At 59.1% G+C, this 11,815-nt stretch carries 9 protein-coding genes and 2 pseudogenes; 1 reads left to right on the top strand and 10 read right to left on the bottom strand.

The window, feature by feature from the left end; genetic code table 11:
* The 9 genes and pseudogenes from P0R31_RS39840 to P0R31_RS39800 all read right to left on the bottom strand — a co-directional run.
* On the bottom strand, positions 1–492 hold a 492-nt coding region (locus tag P0R31_RS39840; protein WP_275520787.1), incomplete at its 3' end, for a transposase family protein.
* 192 nt (positions 493–684) lie between these two features.
* A complete protein-coding gene (locus tag P0R31_RS39835; RefSeq protein WP_275520785.1) occupies positions 685–1,854 on the bottom strand; it encodes an alpha-hydroxy acid oxidase in 1,170 nt (389 codons plus the stop codon).
* A 739-nt stretch (positions 1,855–2,593) separates the two neighbouring features.
* Positions 2,594–3,556 (bottom strand): annotated as a pseudogene (locus P0R31_RS39830) (IS481 family transposase); the annotation flags it as partial.
* Positions 3,557–3,641: 85 nt separating this feature from the next.
* Positions 3,642–3,870 (bottom strand): annotated as a pseudogene (locus tag P0R31_RS39825) (transposase); the annotation flags it as partial.
* A gap of 87 nt (positions 3,871–3,957) precedes the next feature.
* On the bottom strand, positions 3,958–5,262 hold the full coding sequence (locus P0R31_RS39820; RefSeq protein WP_275520783.1) for an NAD(P)/FAD-dependent oxidoreductase: 1,305 nt from the start codon (positions 5,260–5,262) through the stop codon (positions 3,958–3,960).
* 86 nt (positions 5,263–5,348) lie between these two features.
* On the bottom strand, positions 5,349–5,672 hold the full coding sequence (locus P0R31_RS39815) for a 2Fe-2S iron-sulfur cluster-binding protein (RefSeq protein ID WP_275520781.1): 324 nt from the start codon (positions 5,670–5,672) through the stop codon (positions 5,349–5,351).
* Positions 5,673–5,752: 80 nt separating this feature from the next.
* A complete protein-coding gene (locus P0R31_RS39810) occupies positions 5,753–6,163 on the bottom strand; it encodes a hypothetical protein (RefSeq protein WP_275520779.1) in 411 nt (136 codons plus the stop codon).
* A gap of 343 nt (positions 6,164–6,506) precedes the next feature.
* Positions 6,507–6,932 (bottom strand): Rieske (2Fe-2S) protein, encoded by a 426-nt coding sequence (locus P0R31_RS39805; protein ID WP_275520777.1) that lies wholly within the window; start codon positions 6,930–6,932, stop codon positions 6,507–6,509.
* Positions 6,929–8,062: an amidohydrolase family protein gene (locus P0R31_RS39800; protein ID WP_275520775.1), complete on the bottom strand. Its 1,134-nt coding sequence runs from the start codon at positions 8,060–8,062 to the stop codon at positions 6,929–6,931. Before P0R31_RS39800 ends, P0R31_RS39805 begins: the two co-directional genes overlap by 4 nt.
* A gap of 1,546 nt (positions 8,063–9,608) precedes the next feature.
* Here P0R31_RS39800 and P0R31_RS39795 point away from each other — a divergent pair.
* Positions 9,609–10,451, top strand: coding sequence for a sugar phosphate isomerase/epimerase family protein (locus tag P0R31_RS39795; protein WP_275520773.1), 843 nt, complete (start codon positions 9,609–9,611; stop codon positions 10,449–10,451).
* 16 nt (positions 10,452–10,467) lie between these two features.
* Here the strand turns inward: P0R31_RS39795 and P0R31_RS39790 are convergent, their stop codons facing one another.
* Entirely contained in the window at positions 10,468–11,577 is a 1,110-nt protein-coding gene (locus tag P0R31_RS39790; RefSeq protein WP_275520772.1) for an IS630 family transposase, read from the bottom strand.
* Positions 11,578–11,815 lie beyond the last annotated feature (238 nt).

The following is an 11,815-nucleotide window of genomic DNA, read 5'->3' as shown; positions in this document are numbered from 1 at the left end:
ACGACGCCAAGCCCAATCGTCGATTCCGACGACGGTCGGAGCAACGAAATCCGGCAACGGGGCCGAGTGAATCATTCGGAGCAAGGTGTCGCCGCTGACCGGCATGGCCAGTTTGCGCGCCAGGCGCCAGCCGGGCTCTCCGCCGACCGCAAAGCCGATCGCCAGTTGGCTCTCGCCGAGGCGGGTTGTGCGTCTTGCTTTCGGCCGCACCGTTGCCGGTAGCCGCTCGGTGAATATCCGACGCGGGCATTGCAGATTCGCGCATCGAAACCGTCGCGCGTGAAGCCGGATCTCGACAACCCGACCCTGCCAGGGCAGATCGGCTAAGCGTCGCACGTAATGGCTGTGGACGCGACCCGTCTGGCAGCCGCAATAGGGACAGAGCGAGACCGCTGACTTCGGCCGAGCCACGAGCACCACCCTGTCGGTCTGGGGAAGGATCTCGACAATCGAAAGCTCGGAGGAAACCAGTGAGCGGAAGGCTTGGAGCAAGGCGAATCACGGGCGTCGACTGCGATTCCGACCTTATGCCCTTATTCGCACTGTCCGTGAATCCTGCACCCTGCACCAAATGTGCGGAAGAACCCCTGAATGTCGCGCGGTTCCGTCGTCGGGGAGGTCGCTACGTGCGTAATGCGGATTATCAATTCTTTGCCGTGAAGCAAAATCGACCGTCCGTATCCCTCAGCGCCGCTTGGGGTGCAAATTCCCCTCGTCTCTCCACATCAGGAACTGCGGGCCAAGATCTGCGATCTTGGCCGCGCCGATTTGGGCCATGCTGATGTCGATTTCGCGACGGAAAATCTCTAACACCTTTGCAGCCCCCGTCACTCCGCCGGCTGTCACGCCGTACAGGGTCGGCCGGCCTTGGAAAACGAACTTGGCGCCTGCGCAGATGGCGATCAGCGCGTGAAGACCACGACGAATACCGCCGTCGAGCATCACGGTCATCGTGTCACCTACTGCCCTGCAGATCGCGGGCAGAACTTCAAGAGGGGACGGCGCATTGTCGAGTTGGCGCCCGCCATGATTGGAGACGATGATACCATCGACGCCAAGCGATTGCGCGCGGACAGCATCATCGGGGTCCATTATTCCTTTGAGGACGAAATTGCCTTTCCACAGTTCGCGATAACGTTCGACATTTTTCCACGTCATCGGTGCGCGGGATTGACTGCTGACGAAATCAGCCACCGCTTTGGGAGGGGCGTTTTCACTAACGTACCGCGTCCAATTGCCGAAATACGGCGTGCCGTGCTGCAACCATTCCAGCATCCAGGCCGGATGGCGCATCGCTTCCAATTTCGTGTTCCAGGTCAACTTTCGCGATGGGCCCCAGCCGTTCCGGATACTGCGTTCACGATTGGAGGTTTCCGGCACGTCGACGGTGAGGACCAGAGTCTTTAGTCCGGCTTCCCTTACCCGCTTAATCATGTCTTCCGAGATCGACGGATCGACGGCCGTGTAAATTTGGTACCAACCATGGTTAGGTGCCAGCCTGCCGAGATCCTCGATCAAGCTCGAGCTGTGGCCCGACATGATGAACGGGACGTTCGCCTGGCACGCCGCCTCAGCCAGCATTAAGTCGGCACCGCGGCGGAATAGGTCGCCCAGCCCGGTCGGAGCGATCCCGATTGGACTCGAATAACCTCGGCCGAATAGCGTCGTCGACTGGTCTCGCACGCTAACATCAACCAAATAGCGCGGGACGATGCGGGCCTGGCGAAAAGCCTGTTCATTGGTGATAAGCCCGACCTCGTCGTCGGTGCCGCCTTCGATAAAGTCATAGCAGACCTTGGGCAGTCGCTTCTTCGCCAACTTGCGCAGATCGCCGACATTCACCACGGTTTCCATCGTTGACCATTCCTTTCAGCGCCTCATCTTACTCGATTGCAAGGAGCTATTCAAACTGCAAGGGACAGGAAGTCTCGCACCAACATTTAGTGCGTCGAGGGGGCTTCGACGGATTCAGCACCTCGCTTTAACGCGGCTTCGTTGCGCCGAAGCTGAAATGGACCTCGATTTTGGGACCTCGTGCTTAGTTGGAGAGGGTGCCCCGTTTGATATACGGAGCGCAATTGACAACGAAGACGAGACGCAAGATCGACGCGTTCATCCATTTTCGATATTGCTTTTGTTTTCCACCAGTCGAACGTTGCCACGGCGTCAACCCCAACCGCGCGGCAGATGTTGCGCGTAATCAGGTGCTAACATCTGTCCCGCCTTTATTGTGATAGGCTCAGGATATCGATGGGCAGCGTAGTCGTGCAAGATGCCAACACCATGGCCGCTTCGCACCGCCTCGATCTGGGCAACTACGCTGCCGCACTCGTAGCGGCGCGACATCAGTCGACCGAGTGCCGAGGCGTGGTCCGGAGGCCTGCTGTAAGCGAAATCCTCAACATGCGTGACGAACAACCGGTCTGTATTTCTCGATCTAGCCTTGGCGCGCGAGATAGCTCTTAGCCGCATAAACACTTAGAGCGTTGGCCCATCTGACTGAATCGTTTGGTGATTCAAGCTGGTCACCGGATTGGAGGCCGGCGGGCCACCTTCGAGACCTATGTTGACAAGGTGCTGATCCCTGAGCTTTGTGGAGCCTCAAGAGGTTGTTCCTGGTTAGAGCGAGTCTGCTGATAGGTGGCATCGAGCCGATACTGCCATGAGGCCGGTGCCAATTGTAGCGGTGGGGCCATCTCGGCAGCTCGGCGGCTCGTTCTTTTGAGGTGTTGTAAGCGCGTGCGTAGGCCCATTCGCGCAAGCTGGTTTGGATGAAGCGCTCGGCCTTGCCGTTGGTCTTGGGCGTATACGGCTTGGTGCGGAGGTGCTTGAGGCCGAGGCGCTTGCAGGCTTTGCGGAAAGCAAAGGATTTGTAGCAAGAGCCGTTGTCGGTCATCACCCGCTCGACCTTGACGCCCAGGCTCGCGTAGTAGGCAACCGCGGCCTTGAGGAAGGCGACGGCACAGCCCTGTCGCTCGCTCTTCATGACCTTGCTGAAGGCAATCCGGGAAGCGTCGTCGATGCAGACGTGGACGTATTCCCAGCCGGGCCCTTCGCCGCGGGCGCGCAGGTTGCTCTGACCTGTTCGATCGCCGGTGATGCGATGGCCCACCTGGTTGAACTTGCCTAGCTTTTTGATGTCGAGGTGGATCAGTTCGCCAGGATGTTCACGCTCATAGCGCCGTACCGGCTCGGCCGGTTCCAAATTGCGCAACCGGTTCAATCCCTTCCGCCGCAGGATGCGACTGACGGTCGCCGGAGAGATGCCAAGCTCGGCCGCGATCTGCTTGCCAACATAACGCTGCCGGCGCAACGCCTCGACTGCTGTGCAGGTGGCAGGCAGGGTTTGGCTCGGCGATGAATGAGGCCGTGATGAGCGATCACGCAACCCATCAACACCTTCCCCCCGGAAGCGCTTCACCCATTTGGCGACCGTCTTCGCTGTGACGTTGAACTGGAGCGCGGCTGCCCCCTTCGTGAGCCCACCCTCAACCACGCTGCGCACCATCGCCACTCGACCTTTCGGCGTCAGAGGCGCATTCTTATGGGTGTCCATTCGGTCCTCCGGGGAGTGGCTAAAGCTTCGACAACTTCAGCTTCCTCGTTCCGGACCGGATGGACAACCTCCTGAAAGCTCACACCTAGAGCGTTAGCCGATCAGGTTGGAAGTAGCCTGCGGCAGTGAAGTAGTTTGTGGATTCTGCGGGCGTGTAGGTGTCGATGATGCGCCCGACTGCATCCCAAAGGCCGCCGACGGTGCGCTCGGCGGCTTTTTCGCAAATGTGCTTTGAGCTTGGCGAAGGCGTTCTCGATCGGATTGAAGTCGGGACTGTAGGGCGGAAGATACAGGAGCGTAGCGCCGGCCGCCTCGAAGCGGACCATACTGCGGCCTTGCGCGTCGCCGCAATCGTCGGAACCTTGCAAGATACGGGGCGAAAACGCGCGATCAATTCTCAACTAAGCGCGTGGCTGGGCGACCGTGGACACTTCGCGTAGCACAGCCGCGCCGGCGAATTGCTTTAGGTCTGCGCTGGTTTCAGCGGCCATGGACTTCGGTACCGACAGACCGCCCGACAGGATGCGCCGCGCAGCCACGTGATCGCTGGGCTTATTGACGCTTTCAACCGCAATCAGCCGCTCTCCTCTATAGAGAAACACTGAGAACGCGCCGCTTTCCGGTTTACCACGCAGCACCGCATTATCGGCATCAGCAGCAAATCCGGCAATCTGCAGTCGGGCGCTGCCCTGGTTGGACCAAAACCACGGTAGGCTCCGGTAAGGGGCAGCCGATCCGATCAGCCGGGCAGCGACGTAGCGCGCTTGGTCGATTGCGTTCTGCACAGATTCCAACCGCACGAGACCATTGCAGAACGGATTCGGATGAGCGGCGCAGTCGCCGATCGCAGAAATCGTCGGATCGCTGGTGCGGAGTTGCGCGTCAACCACGACGCCGTTGCTTACCTTCAGCCCGGCGGTGGCGGCCAACGCGTCATTGGGCAATACACCGGTCGCCATGATGATCGCATCCGTGTTGATCGTCGTGCCATCGGAAAGCGTGACCACCTGGCGAGCCACATCGTAGCCGACCGATTGGACAACGTTGCGTAACCGGAAGCGGACTCCGGCTTCTGTGTGAAACCTTCGGAAATACTCACTCGTCATCGGCGATAGTGCGCGGCCCATCGGCCGCTCGGAAGCTTCGATCACATCGATTTCGATGCCCCGGCTGCGGAATAGAGAGGCTAGCTCGAGACCGATGAAGCCGCCCCCGACAATTGTGACGTGGCGAAGCTCGCCAACGCGCGCTGCGAGCTTGCGCGCATGGGCAAGCGTGCGCAATTCCAGCAACGCTCCAGTGCCGAGCCCCGGAATCACCGCCCCTCGGTTGCGCGAGCCCATTGCGAGCACGAGATGATCGTACGCGAGTCGTGTCCCGTCCGCCAGTACGACAACACGGGCGTTGCGGTCAATGCACTCGGCAAAGGCTCCGAGGCGTAGCTCGATCGAATTGGCGGCATAGAAGCCCTGCGCGCGCAGAAGCATCGCAGCCCTGCTCGCCGGATGGAGGTCCTTCGACAGAGGCGGCCTCTGATAGGGCAGATCCCGTTCCTCGCCAACGAGGATTATGGAGCCTACGAAGCCGTGCTGCCGCAAAGATACGGCGAGTTCAACTCCCGCTTGTCCAGCACCGACGATGACAATGCGTTCCAGCCGGCTTCGGTTGACTGCAGCTCGCTCCGTGCAGTCCCTATCGTTAACCACCTCATATCCTCCGAAGAGCGCCTTTCTCGGCGGCGTATCTCTGACGGGCCAAGACTCGCCATGGGAAACGAGGCAAACCTGCGTGCTCAATATTGTCTGTCCGGCATATACACCGTCAGGCCCTCAAGCTCTGCGCTCACCTTGATCTGGCACGAGAGTCGGCTGTTCTCCCGTCGCGGACCAGCTACGGAGTCGAGCATCTCGTCTTCCAGTTCGTCCATTGTTTCCAGCCTATCGATATCCTTTTTGTCAACATAGACATGACAGGTCGCGCACATCGCATTGCCACCGCATTCTCCCACAATGCCCTGGACGCCGTTCAGCACAGCGCCCTGCATCACGCTGATACCATTCTCGACATCAAAGGACATTCGGGTACTGTCTGCAGCCACGTAGTGAATGCGCGTCATTTCGGTCAAATCTCTCGAATTGTTGCCAAATGTGCAGCCCTTAAGATGAAATTGGCTTGGCGAACTCAATCGTCGCCACTTCAGAGCCGCCCGCGTAGAATCGACTGGCCTGACAGCGACGCGGGCCGACAGAAAACGTTCATGGGTGGCGGGCGGTGTCCGACTGTTTCCAGGACCCGAACTCCACCGCCGGCGAGCAGGGCATCGGCCTCGTTTTGCTTGAGTGGGATTACGTCGCCGTTGTCGTCGACAGTGAAGAGCACCTCGCCGCCGGCTTCCTCGTTACCGATTTGCCAGCAGCGCCACGCCGAAAGAACGTCGGTCGGCCAGGCGAGCATCGCCAACGCGCGGCGATTCTCGTAATTGAGCACCTCGAGGCCGAGTTCTTGCTCGACCGCCCCGCTCGTACGCTTTACGAGCTTAGCAATGTAGGCGGACCTACCGGCCCGCCGCTCGGCATCGATTTGCGTCTCGACGATGACCACGAACATGATCACTCCCAATGGGATTAGCTCGATCGGTGCTAGTTTGTGCACCGACCTAGCAGGCCAGCCGCTGTGGCGCTTCGAAAATGCGGCTTTCGATGGCTCTTCTTCAGTTGTTCAAATCCGAGAGCTGCGTGACTGCGACATCTGATCCGGCTGATTGGTGCCCGCTCGGTTTCGTATCATCGCAACCGAGCGAGTCCGAGTGCTTCGAACTTAGCGAGATCGACGTTCTCACGCCGGCGGCGTAGCGGCAGCGGTCGGGATCTGAGCCCTTGTCCCTTTGCTGTCCGCCCAGCGTCGTCGTCCATGACACAACCACCCTGCGTCGTGGAAGACCGGTACACGCTCAGCCGCTGCCGAGGCTCACGCGCACCTCGCCGTCCACGACCTTCACTTTGCATTTGCGCAGCCGCATCTCTTTCGGCGCGAGGCAGTGCCCGGTAATCAGATCGAACTCGAGGCCGTGCCATGGGCAAATGAGTATTTCACCATCGCGGCTCCAGTGGAATTTCCAGTCCGTCTTGGCGTTGCAGCTCATCTCGCCGCCCACCGGCCCGGCACATACAGGGCCGTATTGATGAGGGCAAACATTGATCAGAGCATGAAAATCGCCATTGACGTTGAATACCCCGACTTCCTGCGTGCCAACCTGAACGATCTTGTGCGCGCCGGGCGGAAATTCGCTTGCCCGACCGACCGGATATTCGACCGGCGTTCGCGCCGACCGGGGTGCCCTGGTCTCGGCCTCGGCAGCCTCCTGATTGTTGCTCATACTAGCTGTTTCTCCTTCTTCGCGAGCCTCTCCGGTTTCGGCAACTTGAAAAGGCTGAGCGCGTTCTCGCCCATGATCTTGCGGCGCTGCTCCTGCGTCAGCGGCAGCCGCGCCAAGCCTCGCGGGTGATCGAAGTCATGGTGCGGCCAGTCCGAGGCGAACAATGTGCGGTCAGCGCCACCATAATGCTCCATCGTCTCGACCAAGTGCTTCGCATTGACCGGCTCCTCCAAAGGCTGCGTGGCGAACCACATTTGACGCTTTACGTAATCGCTCGGCCGCTCCTCCAGAAACGGCACACTCCGACGGTACTCCTGATGATAACGATCCATGCGCCACATCATAAAGGGTGCCCAACCGACACCGGCTTCGGTGAACACAATGTTGAGCTTCGGATACCTCACCGGGACGCCGGTGTGCATCATGCTCACGAGGTTTGCCATCATTGCAAAGGGATGCCCCAGCACTTGCCTTCCGAACTGGTTCTCGAATTGGTTGAGTTGAGTGGGAAAGGCTGGTGAGGTCACCGTCACACTATGCAGCATGACCGGAAGCTCCGCAGCTTCGGCCGCCGCCAGAATACGGTCATAACGGCGATGACCCCAGAGCGGGTCGACGCCGGCAGTGGGCAGGTAAACGGCGACAATACCAGGTACACCGGCGTACCGCTCGATCTCCTTAGCTGAGTCGTCCGGATTCTGCGGACAAGCCATTACTGCGCCGTACAGACCATTTCCTTCGCGAAGCCACTCGGCGACAAGCCAACGGTTGTAGGCACGGGACAGCGCCGTGGCATACTCAATGTTCGACAGTGTCGCAAAGAGCAGCAGGTGATCCGGCAACACGATGCCATAATCGACGCCCAATGTATCGAGCTCGTCGCGCATCGCTTGCGGAGTATCGACACTCCTGACCGGATGACCGCCGGGTAGCGGGGGCGTTTGTCCAAAGCTAGGTGAATAACCAGGAATATCCAGATAGCGCTGCGGGGTCCTACCGAGCTGTTCGAGTGACTTGCGCCAAGGCATCTCGCAATAAGGGGCAAGGTACTGCGGAAGATCGTTGAGGTGAATATCACAGTCCACCACCACCATTCCGTCTGACGCCACTCGACTTGTTTGCATAGACATACTCTCCTCCATCATCGAGTCGACAGTGCGACACTAGTTAGATTGCAAGCCAGCAATCCGCGACTGCGCGGACGGCTCAGCTGCGAGCCAAGAAGACCCCCTGGACTTGCAGCAGCAACCAACGGAACGAACGAAAATCGCTTCTCGATCCTCACGGCCAACTCAATCCCCATGCTACCAGAACCCTCTTGCTGGCTGGGGAGAATGTAACATCCGCCGTAGCGGAAGCCACGCAAGGGGAATCAATGCTCCCAATCAGCGCTGATGGGTGCGTTGCCGCTCACATCATCCAAAACCGAACCACCATATACTTTTATTGGCGCCCATCTTCGCTATCCTGCACTGCGTCGCATGTCGAATGATGAAGAGGGTTTACCACGCAGCGACGGAGGAAACCGTCAAATTGCTTTCAGTTGCGCGCAATTCCAGCAAATTTGCCAAGATGGCGCCGCAGTTCTTTATGAAACTCGAGCTCGATGTCTTATAGCGGTACGGCAGATCGCAAGGTCGCAAACCGCCTCAGGCATTCAGTCGCTCGCAATCGTCTCGCGCCCGAGTTGCTCGGGTGATCCGAACCCGGTTGCGCTACAGCTGCACGAGTGCGGTGATCGCGGAACAGGCTAGACACCGTGCACGCTTTCCGGACTCGGCGAGCAACTCCTGATTGAGCTGCAGGGCTGCACCACGGATAAACGGATCCACATCGCAAAACGCGTCGGCAACTGACTGGATCAGCTTAGGCGACCTCTCCGGCCCTTAAGCTTGTCGCGAATGTCAACCGGGCTGAGCCGCCCAACCCCATTCCAAGAATCTTAGTCGCTCTGCACGAGCTGCGTTTGTTACCAGCGTTCCTCGGGCGAGGTACAGGCTGCGTCAAAATCCACTCGCAGCGCTGGAGCCAACGCCGCACAAAGTAGCTGCGTCGGCTCTACCGAGCCTTTGGAGTAGACAGCGCACGCGCCGAAGTTAGGTGCTGCTCCATCACATTGGCAGCTCACGTCATCCCAGGCGCGTAGCGCCGTTATGGCGCTGCTCCAAAAGAACGCTGAGAATACCGGGCACCCCAACACGACAAAGGTCTGAGCCCGAGCCCAGCTCCTCGCTGACAACTCTGTTACTCGAATCTCATCAGTCTTCGGCTCTTCCATGACGGCGGAGCGAGGCCACGGCGTCAATAAACGGTTCGATCTTATCGAGCTGAGTGGCACCGGTTTTATACCTACTTTGCCGAATTTCCTCGCCGACCGCTCGAAAATCGCAAGGAACGAACGCCAGCATACATTAACTTTGCCAAAAATAGCTCGTCATCATTGTGAGTTTACGGCACGGAACGCCCACGTGCCAGTCGACAGCGCGCTGTGCTCTCACGAAATGACACTATAGCCAAGCTAAGAAGGAGAACGGCGTAATGCCCGAGGACTCGGTCCAGCGATACCTGAGCGAAGGGAGGATCGGTGCCCCCGGTCGTCGAAAAGGAGACGGTTCAGGGCGCAGGGACAGTCCTGGTCGACCCTGCGAGCAGCAGATTGCAGAGGGGGGCTGACTGATGACGCAACAACTATGTGTCCTGCAGTCGCTCTGGGCGATGGAGCGGCGGCTGGCCGACACCCCGGAATGGCCACTGGAGACCCAGCTCGAGATGATCCGCGATGCTGGATTTGACGGCGCGGGGGTGAGATTTATCGATCCCGTCTTCGCGACCGCGGCGACAGACTTCCTGAGGTCGCACGGCATGATCTGGCAGGCGCAGTGCTATCCGAGGACTGTCGATGAACTTAAGCCCGTGCTTGAGCTGGTGGCGCGGCTCGGCGCCGATCACATCAACCTGCAGCCGGATGTTCGTCCGCAACGGCTCGAGGCCTGCATTCCCCTGCTCGAAGGCTGGCGGCGACTGGCGGAACACGCAGGGGTGGCCGTGCACTTCGAGACCCATCGCGACCGCATGACGACCGATCTGTTCTTTACACTTCAGCTTCTCGATTGCTTTCCCGATCTGCGACTGACGGCTGATGTCTCGCACTATTTGCTAGGCCGAGAATTTGCCTCGCCAGTCGATGACACCAACCACGCCCTGATCCATCGCATTTTCGACAACGCCTGGGGTATTCACGGCCGCATCGCTAGTCGCGAGCAGATCCAGGTATCGCTCGGCTTTCCGCAGCACAAGGACCTGGTTTCCCTGTTCATGGGGTGGTGGGAGTACGGGATACGATCATGGAAGAGGCGCGCCGCGCCGGATGCGACCCTGACTTTCCTCTGCGAACTGGGTCCGGCACCTTACGCTATCACAGGTGCGGACGGCAAGGAGCTATCCGACCGTTGGCAGGACGCGTTGGTCATGAAAGACATGATCCGGTCCTTGTGGGATCGGATAGATGAAGAGTCGTGAGCCTAGTCACGTGAATCTAAAGTTCGCCACATAAAGTCTGCTGGGCTTTGTGGCAGAAGCGTTTGACGGAAGCCAAAATCTGGTCTGCGGACTTGGTCCATTTGAAGGGCTTGGGATTTTTGTTGTGCAGGTCGATGAAGGTACGGATGTCGGCCTCGAGCTGCCTGACGGAGGTGTGAACACCTCGCTGGATCTGCTTTCTGGTGAGCTCAGCGAACCAGCGTTCGACCTGATTGATCCATGACGCGGAAGTCGGCGTGAAGTGGACATGATAATGCGGTCGACGGGCGAGCCACGATTTGATCCTGGGTGTCTTGTGGGTGGCGTAGTTGTCCATGACGATATGGACATCGAGGCCTTCAGGAACTTGAGCATCGATGTCTTTTTGAAACTTCAAGAACTCGACTGCCCGGTGGCGCTTGTAGCATTTGCCGATGACGAACCCCGAGGCGACATCGAGCGCGGCAAACAGCGTGGTCGTACCATGCCGCACATAGCTGTGCGTACGACGCTCCGGTATGCCGGGCATCATCGGCAAGACCGGCTGCTCGCGATCGAGTGCCTGAATCTGGCTCTTCTCATCGATGCTGAGGACAAGGGCTCGGTTCGGTGGGGACAGGTAAAGGCCGACGATATCGCGCACCTTGTCGACGAACAGCGGATCGCTCGATAGCTTGAATGTCTGGCTACGGTGCGGCTGCAAGCCGAACGCTGCCCACATTCGGCGGATCGTGGTGTGGGAAAAGCCGGTTTCCGCAGCCATCGAGCGGATCGACCAGTGCGTCGCATCGACTGGCGTCGTCCGCAACGTCCGCTCGATCACCGCGGCAACCTGATCGTCGTTGATGGTTCGAGGGCGGCCAGGGCGTGCCTCGTCAAGCAGGCCATCACAGCGGTCCTTCAAAAATCGGCGACGCCACTTGCCAACGGTGTGTTCGTGGAGGCCGAGTTCGGCAGCCACAGACTTGCTTGGCAATCCATCCGCGCATCGCAGGATCGCGCGGCATCGCTCAGATAGCGATCGGGCAACGCGATGACGACGAACTTGCCTCTCCAAGTACGCCCGCTCCTGCGGACTAAGCACCAACGGCGCGATCGGCCGGCCTCGCTCACCTGCATTAGCCACGAGCTCTCTCCTCTGTAGAGATTCGAGCTATCAACTAATGTGACGAACTTGCGTTCCAGATGACTAGATCGTCGGCCGTGAAGAACCTCCCAAGCCATTGAGCTGGAGTCGTTTTTGAAGCGGAGCGAGGTTTGAGATTGCAAGCCTTTCGGGTTTGAAGGCCCGAAAGCTTGCAATTTCATTTTTGCGATTCCCTCGAATCGCCGGTCGTGATTCCTTCGGTTGCATCGGAGGGGAC

The sequence above is a fragment of the Bradyrhizobium yuanmingense genome, assembly GCF_029167105.1.
Lineage (GTDB): Bacteria > Pseudomonadota > Alphaproteobacteria > Rhizobiales > Xanthobacteraceae > Bradyrhizobium > Bradyrhizobium yuanmingense_A.
This window is presented reverse-complemented; position numbering and strand designations above follow the sequence as displayed.

Bases quoted from the DNA above. Each gene is read 5' to 3' on its own strand.
- P0R31_RS39795 (WP_275520773.1), top strand. From the start codon at position 9,609: ATGACGCAACAACTATGTGTCCTGCAGTCGCTCTGGGCGATGGAGCGG.
- P0R31_RS39800 (WP_275520775.1), bottom strand. From the start codon at position 8,062: ATGTCTATGCAAACAAGTCGAGTGGCGTCAGACGGAATGGTGGTGGTG.
- P0R31_RS39835 (WP_275520785.1), bottom strand. From the start codon at position 1,854: ATGGAAACCGTGGTGAATGTCGGCGATCTGCGCAAGTTGGCGAAGAAG.
- P0R31_RS39805 (WP_275520777.1), bottom strand. From the start codon at position 6,932: ATGAGCAACAATCAGGAGGCTGCCGAGGCCGAGACCAGGGCACCCCGG.
- P0R31_RS39810 (WP_275520779.1), bottom strand. From the start codon at position 6,163: ATGTTCGTGGTCATCGTCGAGACGCAAATCGATGCCGAGCGGCGGGCC.
- P0R31_RS39815 (WP_275520781.1), bottom strand. From the start codon at position 5,672: ATGACGCGCATTCACTACGTGGCTGCAGACAGTACCCGAATGTCCTTT.